The organism is Williamsia maris (assembly GCF_024171815.1).
Lineage (GTDB): Bacteria > Actinomycetota > Actinomycetes > Mycobacteriales > Mycobacteriaceae > Williamsia_A > Williamsia_A maris.
In genome coordinates, this window is sequence record NZ_JAMTCJ010000001.1 from 841229 (window position 1) to 863484 (window position 22256).

Annotated in this window: 21 protein-coding genes; 12 read left to right on the forward strand and 9 right to left on the reverse strand. The window is 67.1% G+C overall.

Annotation, left to right across the window (positions count from 1 at the left end; translation table 11 throughout):
- Nucleotides 1-13: 13 nt before the first annotated feature.
- The 8 genes from LX13_RS03955 to LX13_RS03990 all read left to right on the forward strand — a co-directional run bounded on the left by LX13_RS03955 (nucleotide 14) and on the right by LX13_RS03990 (nucleotide 9529).
- The gene (locus LX13_RS03955; protein ID WP_253659982.1) at nucleotides 14-1249 is read left to right on the forward strand and encodes an SDR family oxidoreductase; all 1236 of its coding nucleotides are present in this window, start codon (nucleotides 14-16) and stop codon (nucleotides 1247-1249) included.
- Nucleotides 1246-1449, forward strand: coding sequence for a hypothetical protein (locus LX13_RS03960; protein WP_253659983.1), 204 nt, complete (start codon nucleotides 1246-1248; stop codon nucleotides 1447-1449). The genes LX13_RS03955 and LX13_RS03960 overlap by 4 nt, the downstream gene beginning before the upstream one ends.
- Complete coding sequence (locus tag LX13_RS03965; protein WP_253659984.1) at nucleotides 1446-2228, forward strand: phosphatidylserine decarboxylase; 783 nt, start codon at nucleotides 1446-1448, stop codon at nucleotides 2226-2228. The genes LX13_RS03960 and LX13_RS03965 overlap by 4 nt, the downstream gene beginning before the upstream one ends.
- Nucleotides 2225-3385: a hypothetical protein gene (locus LX13_RS03970; RefSeq protein ID WP_253659985.1), complete on the forward strand. Its 1161-nt coding sequence runs from the start codon at nucleotides 2225-2227 to the stop codon at nucleotides 3383-3385. Before LX13_RS03965 ends, LX13_RS03970 begins: the two co-directional genes overlap by 4 nt.
- Nucleotides 3386-3390: 5 nt before the next feature.
- On the forward strand, nucleotides 3391-5589 hold the full coding sequence (locus LX13_RS03975) for an MMPL family transporter (RefSeq protein WP_253659986.1): 2199 nt from the start codon (nucleotides 3391-3393) through the stop codon (nucleotides 5587-5589).
- 66 nt (nucleotides 5590-5655) lie between these two features.
- Nucleotides 5656-6879 (forward strand): acyl-CoA dehydrogenase family protein, encoded by a 1224-nt coding sequence (locus tag LX13_RS03980; RefSeq protein WP_253659987.1) that lies wholly within the window; start codon nucleotides 5656-5658, stop codon nucleotides 6877-6879.
- A 439-nt stretch (nucleotides 6880-7318) separates the two neighbouring features.
- Entirely contained in the window at nucleotides 7319-8269 is a 951-nt protein-coding gene (locus tag LX13_RS03985) for an SGNH/GDSL hydrolase family protein (protein ID WP_253659988.1), read from the forward strand.
- Between the two features lie 48 nt (nucleotides 8270-8317).
- Nucleotides 8318-9529, forward strand: coding sequence for an NAD(P)/FAD-dependent oxidoreductase (locus LX13_RS03990; protein WP_253659989.1), 1212 nt, complete (start codon nucleotides 8318-8320; stop codon nucleotides 9527-9529).
- On the opposite strand, the gene idi is transcribed toward LX13_RS03990, so the two are convergent.
- Nucleotides 9522-10133, reverse strand: coding sequence for an isopentenyl-diphosphate Delta-isomerase (idi, locus tag LX13_RS03995; protein WP_253659990.1), 612 nt, complete (start codon nucleotides 10131-10133; stop codon nucleotides 9522-9524). The two genes, LX13_RS03990 and idi, sit on opposite strands and share 8 nt — an antisense overlap.
- A 106-nt stretch (nucleotides 10134-10239) precedes the next feature.
- Here idi and LX13_RS04000 point away from each other — a divergent pair, with 106 nt between their 5' ends.
- The 3 genes from LX13_RS04000 to LX13_RS04010 all read left to right on the forward strand — a co-directional run bounded on the left by LX13_RS04000 (nucleotide 10240) and on the right by LX13_RS04010 (nucleotide 13762).
- Nucleotides 10240-10842: a hypothetical protein gene (locus tag LX13_RS04000; RefSeq protein ID WP_253659991.1), complete on the forward strand. Its 603-nt coding sequence runs from the start codon at nucleotides 10240-10242 to the stop codon at nucleotides 10840-10842.
- A gap of 119 nt (nucleotides 10843-10961) precedes the next feature.
- The gene (locus tag LX13_RS04005) at nucleotides 10962-11321 is read left to right on the forward strand and encodes a PLD nuclease N-terminal domain-containing protein (RefSeq protein WP_253659992.1); all 360 of its coding nucleotides are present in this window, start codon (nucleotides 10962-10964) and stop codon (nucleotides 11319-11321) included.
- 203 nt (nucleotides 11322-11524) lie between these two features.
- The gene (locus LX13_RS04010) at nucleotides 11525-13762 is read left to right on the forward strand and encodes an NADP-dependent isocitrate dehydrogenase (RefSeq protein ID WP_253659993.1); all 2238 of its coding nucleotides are present in this window, start codon (nucleotides 11525-11527) and stop codon (nucleotides 13760-13762) included.
- On the opposite strand, the gene LX13_RS04015 is transcribed toward LX13_RS04010, so the two are convergent.
- Nucleotides 13731-15239 (reverse strand): aminotransferase class I/II-fold pyridoxal phosphate-dependent enzyme, encoded by a 1509-nt coding sequence (locus LX13_RS04015; RefSeq protein WP_253659994.1) that lies wholly within the window; start codon nucleotides 15237-15239, stop codon nucleotides 13731-13733. The two genes, LX13_RS04010 and LX13_RS04015, sit on opposite strands and share 32 nt — an antisense overlap.
- A 181-nt stretch (nucleotides 15240-15420) precedes the next feature.
- Between LX13_RS04015 and LX13_RS04020 the strand changes: the two genes are divergently transcribed.
- Nucleotides 15421-16911: an MFS transporter gene (locus LX13_RS04020; protein WP_253659995.1), complete on the forward strand. Its 1491-nt coding sequence runs from the start codon at nucleotides 15421-15423 to the stop codon at nucleotides 16909-16911.
- A gap of 20 nt (nucleotides 16912-16931) precedes the next feature.
- Here LX13_RS04020 and LX13_RS04025 read toward each other — a convergent pair whose 3' ends face one another.
- The 7 genes from LX13_RS04025 to catA all read right to left on the reverse strand — a co-directional run bounded on the left by LX13_RS04025 (nucleotide 16932) and on the right by catA (nucleotide 22251).
- Nucleotides 16932-18599: a cation:proton antiporter gene (locus tag LX13_RS04025; RefSeq protein WP_253659996.1), complete on the reverse strand. Its 1668-nt coding sequence runs from the start codon at nucleotides 18597-18599 to the stop codon at nucleotides 16932-16934.
- Between the two features lie 75 nt (nucleotides 18600-18674).
- Nucleotides 18675-18965, reverse strand: a complete 291-nt coding sequence (locus LX13_RS04030; RefSeq protein WP_253659997.1) for a hypothetical protein — start codon at nucleotides 18963-18965, stop codon at nucleotides 18675-18677.
- A 48-nt stretch (nucleotides 18966-19013) separates the two neighbouring features.
- The gene (locus LX13_RS04035; RefSeq protein WP_253659998.1) at nucleotides 19014-19241 is read right to left on the reverse strand and encodes a hypothetical protein; all 228 of its coding nucleotides are present in this window, start codon (nucleotides 19239-19241) and stop codon (nucleotides 19014-19016) included.
- Between the two features lie 60 nt (nucleotides 19242-19301).
- Nucleotides 19302-20600 carry a sensor domain-containing phosphodiesterase gene (locus tag LX13_RS04040; RefSeq protein WP_253659999.1) on the reverse strand — a complete coding sequence of 433 codons (1299 nt, stop codon included), beginning with the start codon at nucleotides 20598-20600 and terminating at the stop codon, nucleotides 19302-19304.
- 67 nt (nucleotides 20601-20667) lie between these two features.
- On the reverse strand, nucleotides 20668-20826 hold the full coding sequence (locus LX13_RS04045; RefSeq protein ID WP_253660000.1) for a hypothetical protein: 159 nt from the start codon (nucleotides 20824-20826) through the stop codon (nucleotides 20668-20670).
- A gap of 263 nt (nucleotides 20827-21089) precedes the next feature.
- Nucleotides 21090-21374, reverse strand: a complete 285-nt coding sequence (catC, locus tag LX13_RS04050; protein WP_253660001.1) for a muconolactone Delta-isomerase — start codon at nucleotides 21372-21374, stop codon at nucleotides 21090-21092.
- A 16-nt stretch (nucleotides 21375-21390) separates the two neighbouring features.
- A complete protein-coding gene (gene catA, locus LX13_RS04055; RefSeq protein ID WP_253660002.1) occupies nucleotides 21391-22251 on the reverse strand; it encodes a catechol 1,2-dioxygenase in 861 nt (286 codons plus the stop codon).
- Nucleotides 22252-22256 lie beyond the last annotated feature (5 nt).

The window sequence follows — 22256 nt, forward strand, 5'->3', positions numbered from 1 at the left end:
CGGGGAATTGAGCGTGGGCAAGCTGTCATCCGAAGAATCACTGCGGCCGCTGTGGCCTCACGCCGACGCGATCATGTCGTCGGAGTGTCGCGGACTCAGGTTCAACGGTAAGTACGCCGATGTCGTGGCCCTGAGCACCGGTGACCCGACCGCGCTGCGGCCGGCCGTCGACCCGGACACCCGGCGACGCGTCGCCCTGATGCCCGAGGCGCGTCGCGACACGGCTCTGATCCTCGGCGCCAACGGCTTTCTCGGCGCCCACCTCATCGGTCAGCTGACCCGCGACCCGTCGATCACCCGCGTGTACGCGATGATCCGGCCCACCGCGGATCGAACCGCGGAGCAGCGCCTGCAGGAGACGTTGGACGCGTACGAGATCTCGGCCAACTCCTCCAAGATCACGTTCGTCGAGGGCAACCCGACCGAGCGTCACTTCGGCCTGTCAAAGGACGTCTTCTTCGATCTCGCCGAGAACGTCGGCCTCATCTTCAACTGCGCCAGCTCGACCGACTACACGTCGACCTACCTCGACCTGCGCAGCGACTGGTTCCTGAGCCTGCTGCGGGCACTCGAGTTCTCCATCACCACGACCCGCAAGCACCTCACCTACGTCGGCAGCATCGGCGCACATCTCTACCAGCGGCCGGAGGACTTCCGTCGTCACGACGGTTGGTGGTATTCGGGCTACGCGCAGATGAAGTGGGTCAACGCAGCACTTCTGGGCTGGCTGGCCGACTCCGACACCTACTCGGTCACGCTGTGCGAGGCCCCGTACATCCTCGGCAGCACGCAGCGGGGACTCGATCCCGGTCGGGCGTACAGCTTCTGGCGCATCGTCGAGGTCGCGAAGGCCGTCGGCGCGATCTGGGACGGACCCGGGATGAACTACGTCCCGGTCGACGTGATCTGTGAGGTGATGGCGCACAACGCGACATCGACCGATCCACTGTCCCGACTGCTGCCCAGCAACCCCGAGGACTACGACCACAGCCTGTACGCCGAACTCCTCGGCCTGGATCTGGTGTCGTGGGACGAGTTCTACGTGCGGGTCTCGGAGATGGCCGGCGAGAAGTTCGCCCAGACGGTCCTCGGCGACAACATCGACATCCTCATGCGCAAGGTGCACAAGCCCGAGGCCATCCTGCCCGCCGGGCACGACGCCTCGTGGTGCGATCACCGTCGGCTGTTCGAGCTCTACTTCAGCAACGTGGCGCTGAAGGACATGGCTCCCGCCGTCGCATCGGCATGACCGCCGGTTCTCGCGTCGAACCGTCGACCGCCTCGCGACGCGACGTCCGGTTCCTGCCGGAGTTCGTCGACTTCGTCTACGCGCTGGGTTTCTATCTGGCCTGTGGATTCCTCGGGTTGCTGCCGAGCACCATCGGACGACCGCTGCTGCTGCGGTACGTGACGTGGGCGGCCGCGATGGACGAGGAGCGAGCACGGTGATCGTCTCCGTCCGCCGACTGCTCGTGGTCGTCGCGGCGATCGTCGGCGCACTGTTCGCAACGTTCGCCTACTGGCGGCTGCGGTTCTTCTTCCGGGATCCCGAACGCACTCCCCCGGCCGACCCGCGCGTCGTCGTGGCGCCCGCCGACGGTTTCATCACCTACGTCAAACGGGTCGACCGCGGTCAGATCCCGTTCGCGGTGAAGAAGGCCAGGACCATCCCCCTCGAAGAGTTCGGGGTGGCCGCCTCGGCAGCCGGTGACGGTGCGAGCGGCTTCCTGATCGGCGTCTACATGTCGGAGTACTCGGTGCACCGCAACCGGATCCCGGTCGCGGGGACCATCTGCTTCCGTGAGCACCGGTCGGCCGCGCCGTTCAATCGGTCGATGGCACGGATGGGCGCCAACCTGCTCGCGCGTCAGACGCCCTACGACGAGGGGTGCGACTACCTGCTCAGCAACGAGCGACTGACGATCGGCATCGAGCACGAGAGCGGGGCCATCGCGACGGTGACCCAGATCGCCGACCTGTGGGTCAACCGCATTGTGGCGCACGTCGGGATCGGAGACGAGGTGGGCCGCGGCGATCAGTACGGCATGATCCGTTTCGGTTCGCAGTGCGACGTGTTCCTGCCCGACGAGTTGGTGTCGGCGATCACCGTCACCCCGGGCCAATACGTGTTCGCGGGCAAGACCCCGATCTGTGTCTCCCCGGTGTCGGTGGAACGCGGGCCCGGTGTCGGAACCGTTGCGGTCGCCGCCGCCACGGGGGCGCCGTGATCACGGTCGTACCGGTCCAATCGTCCTCGGACTGGGACGATTTCGAGTCGGTGTACTCCCACGTCTACGCGAACGACCCCAACGGTCTGCCGGACGAGATCATCGACGTGGGAACGACGTTGCGGTCGCCCGCGGACGCGCTGGCGGCCACGCGTCGGGTGCAGGCGTTCGTCGCCCTCGACGACCATCGCCCGGTCGGCCGGGTGGCGGCCATCCACGATCTGGCGTTCACCGAGTACACCGGTGAATCGCTGGGGTTCTTCGGTTTCTACGAGGCCGTCGACGACCACCGGGTCGCCGAGGTGTTGCTCGACGCGGCGTCGACCTGGCTCACCGAGCAGGGACTCGCGCAGATGGCGGGGCCGTTCAGTCCATCGATGTTCTACAGCGCGGGCATCGTCGTCGACCCGGAGCCCAAACTCCCGCTGATCGGCATGCCACACAACCCACCTCACTACGCGGCGCAATTCGAGAAGTGGGGACTCACCGGGATCAAGGATTTCTACAGCTACCGTTTCGACGAGCCGTACCAGATGTTCTGCAGCGAGAAGTTCGCACGTCACAAGCAGCTCTACGAACGCGTCAGCACACGCTCGGAGGTCACCTTCCGGACGATGAAGTACCGCACCCTGCGCAAGGATTCGGAGATAGTGCGCGAGCTGTACAACACCACGTTCAAGGACTTCTGGGGGTTCTCACCGCTGTCGTCGGAGGAGATGCTCTCGCTGCAGAAGATGATGTTGCCCGTCCTCGACCGGCGGCTGACCATCCTCGCCGAGTACCGGGGCAAGCCGGTCGGCTTCTTCATGGGCTTCCCCGACGCCAACCAGGCGATCGCACGCGCGGCACGGTTTCGCCGACGATGGGTTCGCGACGTCGCCACGCTCTGGTACGTCAAGGGCCCCCGACGCAAGCACCTGATCGACGGTGCGCGCGTGGACATGATGCTCGTCGACTCGTCCTGCCCCGATCGCTCGGTGGCGTCACAGATGATCGTCGAGATGTGGCGGCGAATCGAGGAACGCGGGTACACCCGCATGGAGGGTGCGCCCATCCTCGACGACAGCGAGTGGATGAAGGGATCGGTGCTCGCCCGCGTCGAGATGAGTCCGTACCGGACGTACCGCATCTACCGCTGCGAGTTGGCGATTCGGTGATCGGCGTGCGTTGGGGCGAGTTCGTCGCCCGACACCGGTACGGCGTCATCGCGATCGGTGTCCTCCTCGCGATCGGTGCCGCGGTGCTCTACCCCACCCTGCAGTCAAAGCTCGTCGGCGTCGATTTCTCGGTGTCGCAGACGGATTCGAGTCGGTCCGACGATCTCGTCGCCCGACACTTCACCGACTTCGGATCCGAACAACTCGCGGTGACCTTCTCGTCGGACACCGCGCGGACCGACCAGCCGGGCTTCCGGGCCCGGGTGACCGACGTCGTCGCGGAGCTTCGCGCCTCCCCCGATGTCGTCACGGTCATCGACCCCTATGAGGCGCAGGGGTTCTCGCCGCAGATCTCCGCCGACAAGACCGCCGCACTGGCCCTGGTCGGGGTCCGGGGCAACGCCAGCGAACGGATCGGGGTCGCCGAACGACTGCAGGACATGCTCTCCGACGCGTCACGCGCGGGCGTCACGGTGTCGATGACCGGGTACTCGCCGATGACGGTGGACCTCACCACGGTCGAGTCCCGCGACGCGACCCGCGCCGAGAGCGTCGGCATCCCGATCGCACTGCTGGTCCTGGTTCTGGCGCTCGGCGGTCTCATCGCCGGCGTGATCCCGCTGATCTCCACCGGCATCGGACTTCTCATCGCCTTCGGTGTCATCACCCTGCTGACCCACGTCATGACCTTCGACATCCTCGTCACCACGGTGGCGTCGATGATCGGACTCGGCCTGGGTATCGACTACTCGCTGTTCATCGTCAGCCGCTTCCGTGAGGAGCTCGCCCGCGGATCGGTGCGCAGCCGCGCCGACCGCTCGGGGATCGAACGGGCCACCGGCGTGGCGATGGGCACCGCGGGGCACACCATCGCGATCTCCGGCCTGGTGGTGATGATCGCGCTGGGGGCACTGACGATCGTCGACGTCCCGGCGGTACGCACCATCTCGTTGGTCGTGGCGCTCACGGTCATCTGCGTCCTGCTGGTTGCGTGGACCATGCTGCCGGCCGCGTTGGCGGTGCTCGGCCCGGACATCGACCGGTGGGGACTGCCGGCGCGGTTCCGCCCGCGGGACACGCAGATCGATGCGAGCGGGCCCAGTCGATGGCATCGATGGGCGCACCATGTGATGCGGCGGCCGTGGGTCTACGCCATCGCCGGCACACTGCTGTTGGCGATCTGCATAATTCCCATCGGGTCGATCCGCTACGGCGTCGACATCGGCACCGCCGCGCTGCGGGATCAGCCGAGCGGCACCGCGAACACCGTCCTCACCGAGAAGTTCGCCGCCGGCACCATCTCACCGATCACCACGGTGTTGACCGGTCCGAGCGGCGGCGAGATGTCCGATGCACAGGCCGAGCGCGCGGTCGAGTTCGAGTACGGGCTGCGCGCCGACAAGCGGGTCGCGTTCACGTCGTCGCAGACCAACGACGGCCGATCCATGCTCGTGGTCATACCGGCGGTGCCGATCGACTCCACCGACGCCATCGACCTGGTCGAGTCCATCCGGGACAAGGCGTCGGTGATGACCGCCGACGGTGGGCCCCGCGCCTACGTCGGCGGCACCACCGCACTGGTCGTCGACGCGTCCGACGAGATCTCGTCGAAGCTGCCCTGGGTGGTCGGGCTGATCCTGGGCTTCTCGTTCCTCTACCTCGCGGTGGTGTTCCGCAGCGTGGTCATCCCGATCAAGGCCGTCATCATGAACCTACTGGTGACCGGCGCCTCGCTGGGTCTGACCGTCGCAGTCTTCCAATGGGGTTGGGGGGCCGGGCCACTCGGGTTCACCAGTGCCGGCTACATCCAGTCGTATCTGCCGGTGACGGTGTTCGCAGTCGTGTTCGGGTTGTCGATGGACTACGAGGTGTTCCTCATCGGACGGATGCGGGAGGTGTTCGCGAAAACCGGCGACAACGTGTCCGCGGTGGCCGACGGTATCGAACACACCGCGCGTCCCATCACCGCCGCGGCCGCGATCATGGTGGCGGTGTTCGCGAGCTTCATGTCGGCTGATGTGTTGGAGCTCAAGCAGTTCGGGTTCGCGTTGGCGGTCGCGGTGATCTTCGACGCCGTCCTGGTCCGGATGATGCTGGTACCTGCGATGATGAAGCTCTTCGGCACCCGCAACTGGTGGCCGGGCGGGCGGAACCGGGTCGGGGAGAGCGTCGAGGACCGGCTCGAACCGGCCGGTTCCCGATAGGTCCTGTTACGTTCGGGCTGAGCCCAACCGGTGCGCGGTCGAGGTCGCCGTCGGTATACACGTCGCATGACGACGACCCACGCCCCCGCCGCGACCACCCCACGACTGCTACCCGGCACCCCCGAGTTCACCGACCTGCTCGCCCGGATCGCCGAGGGCGCGCGGGACCGAGACCGCGACGACGAGAACCCTTTCGACCAGGTCCGCGCACTGAAGGAGGCCGGGTTCGGCACGCTGCGCCTGCCCGAGGAGTTGGGTGGGGCGGGGTTCACCGTGCGTCAGCTGTTCTCGACCGTGATCGACGTCGCGCATGCCGATCCGATTGTCGCGCACATCTTCCGCACCCATTTCTGGTTCACCGAGGAGCGTCTGCGCACCTCCGCCGACCCCAATTCACAGAGGTGGCTCGACGAGATCGCGGCGGGCAAGATCGTCGGCAACGCGTTCAGCGAGAAGGGATCCACGGCGGTCGGCAGTCCCGTCTTCGCCACGACGCTGACCGGGTCCGACGGCGACCGCCGACTGAACGGCGAGAAGTTCTACAGCACCGGAACGCTGTTCGCGGACCACCTCACCGTCGCCACGTCCACCGACCGCGAGTCCGTCGCCACCGTGGTGGTGCCGACCGACCGCGACGGTGTGCAGATCATCGACGACTGGGACGGTTTCGGCCAACGCCGCACCGGCACGGGAACGACGATCTTCACCGACGTCGCCGTTCACCCTGAGGAGATCCTGTCCGACGCGACCGCCGACGACGAGGCGATCCCCACCGTGCAGTTCGCGTCCCTACAGCTCTACATCCACGCCGTCGTGGCCGGGATCCTCGCGGCCGTCGTCGACGACGGGGTCGAGCTGTTGCGTTCACGCACACGGAGCTTCGCGCACGCGAGCGCCGAGAACCCGACCGACGACCCGCTGCTGCAGCGGGCGTTGGGTGAGCTCGCGGCCACCGCGAACGCCGTGCGGGCGGTTGTCCTCGACGCGGCCGATGCACTGGACGCGGCCACCGCCTCGGAGGTCGACGGGGTCCCTGACGCCGCCCTGGCCGCGCAGGCACAGCTGAAGGCGACGAAGGTCAAGGTGTTCGTGGACGCGATCGCCCCGAAGGCGGCGACTGACCTGCTGGAGCTCGGTGGCGCGAGCGCGTCGAGCAGGCAGCGCAACCTCGATCGGCACTGGCGCAACATCCGCACCATCACGCTGCACAACCCGGTGGCCTACAAGGCGCGGGTGATCGGCGAGAACCTGTTGCACGGGACGCCGGTGCCGGCGAACCCCTACTTCTGACCACGGGTCTTGTTCTGAAACACCAGCACTCGCCCCGCACCCCTGCCGCGGTGTTGTGGACATGAATCGACCGGCCTGCCCAGAGGAGGCCGGTCGATTCTTGCGTCTGGTCTGGTTCTGCGCTCGATCTAGCTCGAACCGAACAATCCTCCGACCAGCCCCAACAGCAGGTTGTCGACACCGAGACCGCCCAGCAGACCACCGAGCAGAGTTCCCACAGCTCCGAGCAACATTGTGATTCCTTTCGCAACACACATCGCACGGCCCCGACGACCGCACGTCGAAATGTCAGATACTGAAGTGAAGCATCGATATATTAACTTCGAGCGGGTCGGGATCGGCGGCTTTTTCGCAACCCGCGGTCGCATGAGGACCATCGCCGGTTCATCACGCACAATGTGCGCATGCGCGTCGGCACCCACCTCTCCAGGTCGCTCCGGTGAGGCGGCCTTTTCTGGCCGCCCTCGCGACGATGGTGGCGATCGTGGTGGTGGCGCTGATCGCGACCCTTGTGCCGTGGTCTGATCTCGCCGGCAGCACGTCTGAGAAGGCCGCGGTACCAAGCACTCCGACAGAGAGCGGAACTCCGGCAATCGGGGCACCGCGGTACGTCGCACTCGGTAGTTCCTACGCATCCGGGCCCGATTCCAGCGGTGTGATCGACACCCGCTGTCTACGCACCGGTGACGACTACCCCCACCAGGTCGCCGCGGCGCTACGCCTCACCCTGACCGACGTGTCGTGCTCGGGATCGATCATCCCCGACATCCTGCACCGGGCTCAGCCGCACCGCGCCGATGCGCCCCAGATCGATGCGGTGACCGCCGACACCGACCTCGTCACCATCACCACCGGCGGCAACGACGTCCAGTACATCGGCCGTCTGACCGCGATCAGCTGCGCGAACCAGCTCGCCCGCGCGGCGACAAAGGGCGTCGGCGGACACTGCCGCAACGAGCCACCCCGCAACCCGCCGACCGCTCCGGACTTCGCGCGCCTCGAACGCGAGATGATCGACGTCGTCGACGCCGTTCATCTGCGCGCCCCGAACGCGGTGGTCGTCATCGTCAACTACCCCCCGGTGCTCGACTCCCGGGCGACCACCTGTGCGTCGGTGCCGTTGACCCCCGCCGAGGCCGCGACCACCGTGGCGACCTTCGACGGTCTGCGCCAGGCCACCGATACGGCGGCGCGGGCAACGGACGCGATCCTCGTCGACACCGCGTCGTCCGGCGCCGACCACACCGCGTGTTCGGCGTCGCCATGGGTGTACGGATACCGCCCACCTGCGCCGTATCACCCCAACGCCGACGGTCGCCAGGCCATGGCTCGCCTGACGACCGCGGCTATCGAGGCGTCCGGCTTCACTGCGCCCTCGATTCCGCGCTGAGTTCACAGCCCCCTGACGACATCGGGCCGCGGCGCGTAGCGTGAAACGATGAATCCCGAAATTGACAGCGCGCGGTCACATTTCGACGTGATCGTGGTGGGTGGGGGTAACGCGGGTATCGGTGCGGCGGCGCATCTGCGGCGTCAGGGCGTCACCGACGTGGCCGTCATCGAACCTCAGCTGGTGCACACCTACCGTCCCATGCTGTCCTATGTCGGTTCCGGTCAGGCACCCCTGGCGCACGCGGAACGCACGCAACGCTCGGTCACACCGAAAGGCATCTCCTGGCTGCGTGACTCGGTGGTCGCCGTCGACCCCGACGCCAAGCAGGTGCACTGCGCCTCGGGCCGTGTGCACGGTTACAACGACCTGATCCTGGCGACCGGCCTCGTACCCGACCACGACGACCTGCCCGGGATCGACGACGCCCTCGCCACTCCCGCCGTGGCGAGCAACTACCTCGACGCAGCGGAGAAGACCTGGCAGCTGGTGCAGGACATCCCGCGGGGCGGCCACGCGGTGTTCACCGTCCCCAGACCGCCGGTGAGCTGTACCGGTACGACCATCAAGCCCCTGTTCCTCGCGGCCGGACAGTGGAAACGGGAGCGTCGACTCCCGGGCATCACGATGACCCTGGTCGTCGACCGCACCGACCTCACCGGGATCCCGAAGCTCGACGACGCGCTGCGCGCGCAACTGAAGGACCTGAATGTGCGGGTGCTGCACGGGACCGCGGTGACGGGCATCGACACCGCGAAGCAGGCGATCGACGTCTCGGGGCCGGACGGAGCACGCGAGTCCATCGCCTACGACATGCTCCACCTGGTGCCGCCGTTCCGTGGACCGGAATGGCTGACCACGTCCGGGCTGGCGGGCGCGTCTCCGCACGGTCTCGCCGACATCGACTACACCACGTTTCGTCACCGCACCCGTCGGACCGTCTGGGCGATCGGCGACGGCGCCGCGGTCGACACCGACCCCTCGGGCGGCGCACTCCGCATGCAGGCGAAGATCGTCGCGAAGAACCTCGTCGCGCAACGCTCCGGCGGATCGATGACCTCGTACGACGGGTACACCGTGTCCCCGATCGCCACCGACGCACACCAGCTGATCGCGGCCGAGTTCGATCGCACGAAGAAGGTGTCGTCGTCACTGCCGACGTTCTTCGACCCGGTCCGTCCGCGTCGCCGAGCCTGGGTCTTCGACCGCTACGGCCTACCCGTCCTCTACTGGAATCTGATCCTCAAGGGCCTCATCTGACGCTCGGCGCGGCCGCGGGTTCGAGGCCGTTGCGAGCAGCGGGCGGGAGACTGTCGTCCGGTGCCGTCGCCCACGCGAGCGGGTCCGGTCCGAGCCGGTCGAGCTGCTCGATCTGGTCGCGACACCAGGGCGAGATCGGTCGTACGCCGGCGAGCACCTCCCGGACGAACTCCGTCCACGCGACCCATTCGAGGTCGACGACCTCGGCCGGGTCGGGAGCCGGCGCGGGACCGTCGTAGCGGACCGCGTAGACCGGGCAGATCTCGTTCTCGACCAGTCCGTTGTCCATCACCGCGCGGTAGCGGAACAGCGGCAGGACCAGCTGCACCGACCCGCCATCGATCCCCAGTTCGGTGGAGAGCCGACGCAGGATCGCCTCGTCCATCGGCTCACCGGGCGCGGGGTGGCCGCAGCAACTGTTGGTCCAGGCCCCTGGCCAGGTCACCTTCTCGTACGCGCGCTGCGTGACAAGCACGCGCGCCTCGGAATCGAACACGTAACTCGAGAACGCGAGGTGCAGGGGCGTCTCGCGGGTGTGGACCTCGTATTTCGGGTGGACGCCGATCGGATTACCGGCGTCGTCGAGGAGCACTACGTTTTCCATCAGCATCCCAACAACGATCGACTGCAATGTGCGGGCGCCTTCTGCACCACGTCCGACGCTAGTCGTTCGAGGTCGACGGGGCCGCCCATCGTGCTTGACTGACCGCGTGATCAACCGGCGCGGAGCAGCCCGCGGTCGCACGGTTGGACTCGTACTGATCGTGCTCACCACGATGATGCTGGCCGGACCGGTCGCCGTCCTCACGGCGGGACCCGCGAGTGCCTGTTCGTGCGCGACCATCGGAACACCGACCGAAGCCGTCTCGCGGGCCTCGGGAGTGTTCGTCGCGCGCGCCACCGACAAGCTCTCCGACGGGACGAGCGACATCTACGAGTTCTCGGTGTCGACCGTCTACAAGGGTGATGTCGGGACTAGGACGACGGTGCGCACATCGTCACAGGGGGCGAGCTGCGGCGCCGAGTACCGCGTCGGTGACGAGTACCTGCTGTTCGTCGGCCGCACCCGCGGGATCCACCCCACGTGGGAGGCATCGCTGTGCAGTCCGGGAGCGGGCGGCGCGTTCGACGTGCGAGCGGTCACCGAGCAGGTCTATGGCCCTGGACATCCTCCGGACGGGCCGAGTCGCGAGATCGGCCGGTGGACCAGGATGACGGCGGGGATCCCCGACTTCGTCCTGCTGTTCGTCGGCGTCATCGTCCTGGGTGTCGGGTGGGCCGGGGTCGTCCACCTCCGACGCCGTCGCAGCTAACCCGTCGCCGGCGGACCGGTAGTCCGATCGGTGGACAGCGCCGGAGCCGTTAGCTGTGGTCACATATCTCGTCGATGCACCCGCCCGGGGCCTCGAGACGACATGAGAGGGATCGCGACGTGCCGTATCTGGGTCTGATCATCCTGGTGCTGATGATCGCTGCGCTGGTGGACATCATCAGCAGCGACGAGGTGTCGGTGCGCGGACTGCCGCGGTGGGGTTGGCTCCTTCTGGTCGTCATCCTGCCGCTGGCTGGATCGGTCGTGTGGTTCTTCGCCGGGCGCCCGCTCGCAGGCGGGTCGGCACATCGGCCCGGACAGGCATCGGCACTCGGCTACCCCGAGTACGACCAGCCGGGGCGGTTCATCCCACAGGATCCTGAAGCCGACGCCGCATTCCTGAAGCAGGTCCGCGAGCGCGCCGAACAGCAACGCCGCATGGGCGAGGTCGAGCGCCGTCGGCGCGAACAGGAACAGTGAACCGCCGCCTCACCCTCGCCGTGTGACGGGATCGACCCGTACCCGCGCGCCTCGCACCGCCTCCTCTCCCACCGTTCATCCCGCCTGATGAACAACCGTGCGACCATCGCTCCGAGCGACGTCGTGTCCGACGTGATTAAGGTTGAAGCGGACGCAGGCAGACGACGACGTCGAGACAACGGAAATTGAGGCGAAGGCGAAACATGAACGCGAAGCAGCCGACCATCATCTACACCCTGACCGACGAGGCGCCGATGCTGGCGACACACGCGTTCTTGCCCGTCGTCCGCGCTTTCGCCGACGCGGCCGACATCAAGGTCGAGTCCAGTGACATCTCGGTTGCCAACCGCATCCTCTCCGAGTTCCCCGATTACCTGCCCGAGGACAAGCGCGTCGGGGACAACCTGGCCGAGTTGGGCAAGCTGACGCAGCTGCCCGAGACGAACATCATCAAGCTCCCGAACATCAGCGCGTCGGTCCCCCAGCTCCTCGCGGCCATCAAGGAGCTGCAGGAGAAGGGCTACGAGATCCCCGACTTCCCGGGCAACCCGAAGACCGACGAGGAGAAGGAGATCCGCGACCGGTACACGAAGTGCCTCGGCAGCGCCGTCAACCCCGTTCTCCGCGAGGGCAACTCGGATCGTCGCGCACCGAAGGCGGTCAAGGAGTACGCCCGCAAGCATCCGCACAGCATGGGCAAGTGGTCGATGGCCTCGCGCACACACGTCGCGCACATGACCACGGGCGATTTCTATCACGGCGAGAAGTCGATGACCGTGGACGGCGACCGCGAGGTACGCATGGAGCTCGTCACCGCCGACGGTGAGACCCACGTCCTCAAGCCGAAGGTGTCGCTGGGTGACGGCGACGTCATCGACAGCATGTTCATGTCGAAGAAGGCGCTCATCGAGTTCTACGAAGAGCAGATGCAGGACGCCTACGAGACGGGCGTGATGTTCTCGCTGCACGTGAAGGCCACGATGATGCGGGTCTCGCATCCCATCGTGTTCGGCCACGCGGTGCGCGTGTTCTACAAGGAGGCGTTCGCCAAGCACGGCGAGCTGTTCGACGAGCTCGGCGTCAACGTGAACAACGGCCTATCGGATCTCTACAGCAAGATCGACTCGCTTCCCGCGACCAAGCGCGAGGAGATCATCGACGACCTGCACAAGTGTCACGAGCACCGTCCCGAGCTGGCCATGGTCGATTCGGCGCGCGGCATCACCAACTTCCACTCCCCCAGCGACGTCATCGTCGACGCGTCGATGCCGGCGATGATCCGCTCCGGCGGCAAGATGTACGGCGCCGACGGCCGCCAGAAGGACACCAAGGCGGTCAACCCGGAGTCGACCTTCTCCCGCATCTATCAGGAGATGGTCAACTTCTGTAAGACCAACGGCGCCTTCGACCCGACGACGATGGGTACCGTCCCCAACGTCGGTCTGATGGCGCAGAAGGCCGAGGAGTACGGCTCGCACGACAAGACCTTCGAGGTACCGCAGGCCGGCGTGGCCAACATCGTCGACAACGCGACCGACGAGGTCCTGCTGACCCAGGACGTCGAAGAGGGCGACATCTGGCGTCTGTGCATCGTCAAGGACGCCCCCATCCGCGACTGGGTCGCACTTGCCGTCCGCCGCACGCGCGAGTCGGGGATGCCGGTGGTCTTCTGGCTCGACCCGTACCGCCCGCACGAGAACGAGCTGATCGCCAAGGTGCGCAAGTACCTCGCCGACCACGACACCGATGGTCTCGACATCCAGATCATGTCCCAGGTCAGGGCCATTCGGTACACGATGGAACGCCTGATCCGCGGCCTGGACACCATCTCCGCGACGGGCAACATCCTGCGCGACTACCTCACCGACCTGTTCCCGATCCTCGAGCTGGGCACCAGCGCGAAGATGCTGTCGATCGTGCCCTTGATGGCCGGCGGCGGTCTGTACGAGACCGGTGCGGGAGGGTCGGCACCGAAGCACGTCAAGCAGCTGCTCGAGGAGAACCACCTGCGTTGGGACTCGCTCGGCGAATACCTGGCCCTCGCGGTCAGCCTGGAGGATCTGGGCACCAAGACCGGCGACGCCAAGGCGACCATCCTGGCCAAGGCGCTGGACTCGGCGACCGGCACGCTGCTCGAGAACAGCAAGGGCCCGTCACGCTCCACCGGCGAGCTCGACAACCGCGGCAGCCAGTACTACCTGGCCCTCTACTGGGCGCGCGAGCTCGCCGAGCAGACCGAGGACAAGGGCCTGGCCGAGCACTTCGCCGCGCTGGCGGAGAAACTGGGCGAGAGCGAAGACGTCATCGTCAAGGAGTTCAACGACGCCCAGGGTCAGGCCGTCGACATCGGTGGGTACTACTACCCCGACCAGGAGAAGGCCACCTCGGTCATGCGGCCCAGCCAGACCTTCAACGAGGCGCTGCTGTCCGCTCGGAAGTAGGGCTCGTCGGGCGGAGCACGACCACGGTCGCGAAGCTGGGATCGCTCGCGCCGTGCAGGCGTGCTCCCCCGTCGACGACCTGCTGCAGGTAACTCACGGCGTCCGCGGTGATCTCCTCGCCGGGCAGCAGCGTCGGCACACCCGGTGGGTACGCCGCGACGGCCTCGCAGGAGATCCGGCCGACGGCGTCGGATATCGACACACGCTCCGACGCCCCGAGGAACGCGGTTCGCGGTGACACCGACACCCCGTGCCCGAAGATCCCCGTTCCCGCGGACAACGGTTCGGTGGTGACGCCCGGACGGGCCAGACGGCTGACCGCCTCCTCGATGTCGCCCGCCAGTCGGCGCAGCGCAGGCGCCGACTCGCCGAGACCGACCACGAGAACGATGGTCGCCCGCATCGGCAGTTCGACGTGGACGTCGTAGCTGCGTCGTAGTTCGTCGGCGATCTCATAACCGGTACAACCGGTTCCGCGGACATCGAGCACGATGCGCAGCGGATCGTATGCGTGCACGCCCATGCGCCCGACGAGTCGCTGGTCCACGAGATCCACTCCGGGGATGGTGCGGAGCTTCACGTGGGCGAGTTCGATGGCCTCGAGTGTCTCGTGCAGGAGCTGCTCACCGTGCATCGACAACTGTCGACGGGCGCTGTCGAGCGATGCGATCAGCAACGACGACGGACTGGTGCTGCGCAGGAGCCTCAGCACGCGGGCCAGAGCGTCGGCGTCGACCCGCCCGGTGGACCCGACGTGCAGCATCGCGCTCTGGGTGAGCGACCCGGCGATCTTGTGGGTGCTGGTGAGCATGGCGTCGGCGCCGGCGGCGAGCGCGGTGGCCGGCAGCGCGGGATGGAAGCCGAAATGCGGGCCCCACGACTGATCGACCACGAGCGGGATGTCGCGGGCGTGCGCGATCTCGGCCAGGGCGGCGATGTCGGCGGTCATCCCGTAGTAGGTCGGCGACACCACGAACACCGCTCGTGCCTCCGGGTCCGCGATCAGCGCCGCCTCCAACGACTCGGGCGTCACGCAGTGGGCGATGCCGAGATCCTCGTCGTACTCGGGTGCCACGAACGTCGGGACACCACCCGAGAGCACCAGACCGTCGACGACGGAGCCGTGCGAATTGCGTTGCGCGACAATATGTACGTCCGGACCTGCGAGCGCGAGGCACAGAGCGTGGTTGCCCTGGGTGGCTCCGTTGGTGAGGAAGAACGACCGGTCCGCGCCGAATGCATCGGCGGCGAGCGTTTCCGCCCGCTCGTACGCCGAGGGCGACTGCCCGATGTCGATGCCGTGGATGTCCTGGGGGACATCGGCCGCCAGAGCGTCGACCCCGATCGCCTTGCGCAGAGCGGGATCTGCTCCGGGACCGCCCTTGTGGCCGGGGACGTGATACCGCGCCGGCCCGCGGAAGGCGTAGGCGACCACGGCGTCGAGATAGGGCGAACTGTGCTGCGGCTCGGGAAGCATGGCGGGATGGTATCCGTGCGACCGGCAACACCGCGTGAGAGCACACGAGACACGCCTTCGCAACCCGGTGACCAGCGCAGACTCGGTGGCGCCGCCAGTTTGTCCTCGGCGCCGGAGTCGATCTACCGTTGCGAGCGAGGCGGTCCGCTTCGAGTGATCCGACACCACGATGGGGGAACGCGTGAGTGACGCGACCGAGGCACACCAGCACACATCCGACGCGGCGTCGAGCCCGTCGAACTACGCGCGTCGATGGCTGGTCCTGTCGATCATTGCCATCACGCAGCTGATGATCGTGTTGGACGCGACCATCGTGAACATCGCACTGCCGCAGGCTCAGGCAGACCTGCAGATCAGCGACGGCGCCCGCACCTGGGTGGTCACCGCCTACGCGCTGGCGTTCGGCGCCCTGCTGCTCCTCGGTGGCCGCATCTCCGACTACTGGGGCCGTAAGCGTTCGTTCGTCGTCGGCATGGCCGGCTTCGCGATCGCGTCCGCGATCGGTGGACTGGCCCAGGCGCCGTGGCAGCTGTTCCTCGCCCGCGGCGGCCAGGGTGTCTTCGCCGCGTTGCTCGCACCCGCTGCGCTGGCGATCCTGACGGTGACGTTCACCGATCCCAAGGAGCGTTCCACCGCGTTCGGTGTCTTCGGCGCGATCGCCGGTGGTGGCGCCGCGGTCGGCCTGCTGCTCGGAGGCGTGCTGACCGAATACGCCAACTGGCGCTGGTGCCTGCTGGTCAACGTCCCGGTGGTCGCGGTGGCGATCATCGCGGCCCTGCTGGTCGTGAAGGAGAGCAAGGCACACGGAGACACCCGATACGACCTGCCGGGAGCGATTCTCGTGGCGCTCGGACTGGGTTCGCTCGTCTACGGATTCACCAAGGCCGAGGACGGATGGGGACAGGCGTCGACGGTGTCGTTCATCGTCGCCGGCGTCGTCCTGCTGATCGTGTTCGGGTTCGTCGAGTCGCGTTCGGCCAATCCGCTGCTGCCGCTGAGGATCCTGTTCCACCGCGATCGCGGCCCGGCCTTCTTCGGTTCCGCCGTGGCCGGCACGGTTCTCGTGGGTGCGACGTTGTTCCTGACCTTCTACTTCCAGATCGTGCTGGAGATGAGCCCGGTCATCTCCGGTGTCGCGTCGCTGCCCATCACGGGCGGCATCCTCATCACCGCCGGCGTCGCCTCGGCGCTCGCGCCGCGGATCGGGCCGAAACCGCTGATGACCGTCGGTCCGATCATCTCGGTCATCGGCCTCGTGCTGCTCACCCAGATCGGCGTGGACACGTCCTACTGGTCGCACGTCCTGCCCGGACTGGTCCTCCTCGGCCTCGGCCTCGGTCTGCTGATCATCCCGCAGCAGAACGTGGCGCTGATCGGCGTGCCCGACCACGACGCCGGCGCGGCCAGCGCGCTGATCAACGCGTCGCTGCAGATCGGCGGGGCACTCGGTGCAGCCGTCTTCACCACGGTGTACGCCTCGGGGAAGTCGTCGTACCTGGAGGACAACCCGGCACGGTCGATGTTCAACGCCTTCTCGGCCGAGGTCTCCGGGTACACCAATGTCTTCGCCCTCGCCGCGATCTTCGTCGCCCTGGTCACGCCCGTGGTGTTCTTCCTGGTGCGAGCAAAGAAGGACGACCTGCCCACCGACGCCGCGGTGCCGGTCGGCTGACCGCGCCGCGCCGCGGCGCCTCAGCCGCGGGTCTCGGTCCGCATGGTGATCGCGATCTCGTCGGCGTCGAGGTTGGCGAGCATGCGGGCGAGGACCTCGGCATCGAACGTGCCGTCGTCGCGTGCGTCGAGCAACGCCGACCTCTGCGCAGCGAGCACCGCCAGTCGGTAGTCGCGCTGCTCGGCGAACTGTTGTGGCCGCGGGGTGTCGGACGATGCAGTCGGTGACGGTACGTCGCCCGTGACCGCGCGCAGCAACTCGTTGAGCCGAGTGCGTTCCGCGGCCTCCGTCTCGTCGGGCGCATCGGGTCCGGGCGACGGCGTGATGGACCGCAGGAGCGGACCGATGGTGCCGCCCTGAACCAGCAGCGACATCGTTGCGACGGCGAAGGCGATCAAGACCAGCACCGACCGCTGCGGGGTGTCCTCGGGCAGGGTCTGCGCCGCGGCCACGGTGACCGCACCGCGCATCCCCGCCCACACGACGGCCGTCCCCTCGCGCCAGCCCAACGGTTCTCGCAGGAAGTAGTCGATGTCGGCCAGTCCCCGGGTGACCCGGACGGCGATACGGTCCAACCTGCGATCGGAAACCTTCCGGCCGCGGCTCACCTCGGCGAACGCCTCACGTTTGTCGTCGCTCGAGTTGAACTTCTCCTGCATGCCCTGCAGGCGTTCTCGCATGTTCTGACCGTGCCGCGACCGGGCTTGCAGGATGCGTAGCAGCGGCGCGATGTAGGCCGCCCGCACGAGGATGGTGAGCAGCAGAGCGCCGGCGGCGATCAGCACCGCCGTCCCCACGCCACCGTGGTCGTTCTCGACATTGGTGACGATCGCCTTGATCTGCAGGCCCATGGTGAGGAACACGGCGCCCTCGAGGACGAGTTCGACGGTGCGCCAGTTCTGCCCGTCGGACAGACGGTGCTGCGGCGAGAGTTCGCGCGGCGCGCGGAACCCGGTCACCAGGCCCGCCACCACCGCAGCGACCAACCCGGACGCCTCCAACAGTTCCGCGGGTACCGCGGCCGCGAACGGAACCGCGAACGAGATCACCGTGTTGGCGGTCGGATCGGTGATCCGGGAACGCACCGCGAGATTGAGCCATCCGATCACCGCGCCCAGGACGACCGCGATGACCACCGAGTACGCGAACTGCCCGAGCGCACCCCAGAAGGAGAACGACGCGGCGGTCGCGACGATCGCGGTCCGCAGGATGACCAGGGCGGTCGCGTCGTTGAGAAGGCTCTCGCCGTCGAGCATCGCGACGACCCGTTTCGACACCGACGTCTGCTTGATGATCGACGTCGCCACCGCGTCGGTGGGACTGACGATCGCCCCGATGGCAACACCCCACGCGAAGCCGAGATCGGGCAGCACGAGCATGAAGAACAGCCCCAGTACGAGCGCGCTGGCGATGACCAGCAGCACCGACAGGCCGCTGATCGCTCCGAACTCGCGGCGGAAGTTCATCGACGGCATCGACACGGCCGTGGAGTACAGCAGCGGAGGCAGGATGCCCGCCAGGATCCACTCGGGATCGATCTCGACCGACCCGAAGGTGGGCAGAAAACTGGCCGCGACACCGATGGCGACGAGCAACAGCGGCGCCGCGATCCCCAGACGCGGACCGACGACGGTGGCGGCGGCGATGGTCACGAGTCCGATCACGATGATGATGAGCGGTTCGGTCATGTCCTCACAGTGGCAGGGCCGGCACCGGTTCTCGAATCGGGAGCGCCATCGGAACGGTTCGGTTCCGGGCGCAGATCAGAAGCGGAAGCGGTTCACCTTGTCCGGGTGGATCACGAGTCGCAGCTGTTCCTGGGACAGGATCGCCGCCAACTCGTCGGCGCGGGTCGGATCGGTGCGGAGCCGCCGAACCTTGACCGCGTCCGGTTCGGTGAACAGCTCGACGGCGCCGCTCTCGGTGACCTCGAACCACACCGGTCGTGGCTGCGCTGGGATCGGACCTGCGGCGACCGACAAGAACCCGTGCAGGGGTCGGCGGAGGAGCTCGAGGTCTTCGGCGGTCACCGACGTGGCGGTGTCATCGTTCATGGGCTCCAGTGAACGCGGTCGATTCGGGCGAATCCACCCCCGAATTGCTCAGGCGGAACAGACCGCGATGAACGTGAGGATCGCGTACATGTCCTCGCTGCGATCGTCGAGGTGGTTGTGGCGCACCGTCTCCGCGCCCGGCGGGAGTTCGATCTGACAGACCTCGAACGTGGTCAGCCCGAGTGACTCGCTGATCCGTTTGTCGTATGGACTCGCCGCGGGATGCGGACCGTTCCCGGTCGGCACCGCCGCGGCGTCGATGATGCAGTGGGACATGGCCCGACACCAAGGTCTCGCCCTGACACCCACAACGGTCCCGCCCTGGTCGGCTGGTGGTCAGTCGGACGTCGGCAGCAGCGAGTCGCGCGCCAACAGGTGGGGCATGTCGGCGGCGGGGACGGCCGCGGACCAGTAGAAGCCCTGCCCGCGACGCGCCCCGATCTCGTACGCGCGGCGTGCCTGCTCGGCGGTCTCGATGCCCTCGACGATGAGATAGATGCCGAGTCGTTCGGCGATGGTCGCCAGAGCGGAACCCAACGCGTGACCGATCGGGGTCTGCAGTGCCCCACCGATACTGCGGTCGGCCTTGATCCCGTCGAACGCCAGACTCAGCAGATGTTTGGCGGGGAGCCAGTCACCCCCGATGTCGTCGAGGATCACCGTGTAACCGCGGGCACGGAGTTCGTCGATAACGTGCGCGTCGATGAGCGCCCGGGTGGGGACGGTGGATGTCTCGGTGACCTCCAGGATGACCGAAGTCGGCTCGCCGCCGGTCTCCTGCACGACAGCGTCGATACGTTCGACGCACCCTCGGCGGTAGAAGTGATGGGCCGAGAAGTTCACTGTCACCATCAGATCCGCAGCTGCCGAACCGATCTCGATCCACCGGTGGAGGTCGGTCAGCGAATGCCGCAACATCGCCAGATCGAAATCGATGATGAGCTCGGTGTTCTCGATGCGCGGCAGGAAGGCGTCGGGAGGAGTGATCTCGCCACCCGGACGCATCCAGCGCGCCAATGCCTCGACGGCATACAGCTGGTTGGTGCCGAGGTCGACGATGGGCATGTACCACGGCGCGATCTCGCCGGAGTCGACGGCGTCGGTGATGTCGGTGACGGTCAGCGACGAGTCGCGGATGTCGCGCGCGGCCAACACCTCGCGTCCGGAACGTTCCACCTCGAGCGCCTGCTCGGCGAGCTTCGCGTATTGACGTAGCGCGGCGAGGTCGACATCGTCGACGGTCAGTGGGATCAGCCCGAGGACGCACAGGGTGCCGACCGGAAGTCCTTCCCGACCCAGGATCGGCATGCCCACGTAGGAGCGAAACCCTGCGTGCTCGATGAGTTTGGCGATGTCGCGACGAGAGGTCTCGGCGAGCACATCTCCGATGACGACGGGCGCCGCATCGTCGACGACGGCAGCGCACACCGACTCCGAGAGAGGAACACTCGTCCCCGCGAGTTCCATTCCGTGGGCCACGATCGTGTATTGCGTCGAGGCGCCGATGACATTGACCATCGCCAGCGGGACGCGCACGGTCTGCGCGGTCAGATCGACGACCGCTTGCAGCGCATCGCTTGCTGCCAGCCCCTCGTAATTGGCCGCAGATCGTTCGCGGCGGGCTTCTTCTACCACTGCCGCATCCCCTCGTTGTCGTCTCAGGCTACCGCTGATCAGACACCGCGTACGGGCCTCGGAGATCTCAGGTCTCGGCGCGCGAATCCTCCGACATCCGTGGATCGTTCTCCGGGTCGGTCGTGCGCTCGGCACTGCTGTGGCGCCGCAGTCCGGCGAGGTCGATCGACAACCCGCTCTGGGGGTCGTAGACAAGGCGGCTCGAGTTGCGTCGTTGCTCACTCATCTCTCGATCTTCTCGCAAGCACCGCCAGAGCGTCTACCACCTCGAATCATCGCAAATCGCGGCAATGCCACACGTACGACGTCCGAGGCGTTACCTTTGCTAAGAACCTCCCGGCGCCACGAATGCCCCACGCTTTCGCAGGCGCCATCGGTTCAGGCGGTAGCGCGGCGGCATCGGTTCGTTCCCTCTGTCGCCGCGCTACCCGCCCCGGTGGCCGACCGGCGAGCACAACGGCCACACCCCTCAGACCGACCTCGCCTCGATCACCCCGCGGCGATGTCGGAGGGGTGTTGCGCGAGTGGGGTGACCTGAATGGTCATGAACGGGAACAACGGGAGATTCCAGAGGATCTCGTGCAGCCGTTCGTTGTCCCGGACATCGAAGATGCTCAGGTTGGAGTACTGCCCGACGCATCGCCAGATGCTCACCCACTCCCCCGCGCGCTGCAGGTCCTGCGAGTACGCCTTCTCCCGCGCGAGGGTGTCGGCACGGAGGTCGGACTCCATGTCCTGCGGGAGCGCCACGTCCATGGTCACCGCGAAAAGCATTGCTCTGCAACTCCCTTCAGGACTTGTCGTCGACTTCGGGGTCGAGCACGAAGTCGTAGGTCACCTGTTGTCCACCGTCGACCTCGGTGGGCGCGAGGATCAGCTCGGGCTTCACCGCGTTGGCGACGTCGTCATCGTTGTGCGAGTCACCGGGGAAATAGAGCTGTGTGGTGATCTGCTGATGTCCGGCAGCGGCAACCTTGAGGTGCAGGTGCGCCGGACGCCACGGATGCCAGCCCGCAGCCGAGATCAGCTTGCCGCAGGCCCCGTCGGTCGGGATCTGGTAGGGCGCCGGCTTGACGGTGTGGATGTGGAAGCGGCCCTCGGTGTCCGCGGTGACGGTGCCGCGCAGGTTCCACTCCGGGATGCCCGGGGCGAACTGAGAGTAGAAACCGTCGGCGTCGGCGTGCCAGATCTCCAGCACCGCTTCGGGGAGCGGCGTTCCGTCGACCCCGCGGACCTGCCCCTGGAACAGCAGCGGAGTGCCGGCCTCGTCATCGCGGGTGGGAAGTGTTGCCTCGAAGCCGAGTTCGGGTGCATCGGGAACGTAGTACGGCCCCTCGATGGTCCCCTTGCTGCCCTCACGACTTTGCGCTGCGACCTCCTCCACGACGTGCTCGACCCACACGTCGAGGAACAGCGGCCACTCACCGTCCTGACCGACCATGATCAGCCACGACTTCAACGCGTTGTACTCGTCGTAGGTGACGTTGTGATCGCGGATCGTCTTGTGCACAGATGCGAGGACCTCGCGCGCGAGTTCACTGACCCGTTCCGGCGGCGTCTGCGCGCCACCGATCTTGTCGGTGGTGAAACGCTGCGTCGCGTTGGCACCGGACGCGGCGGCGGTGGCGGTGATCGTCTGGTCGACGCTCATGGTGG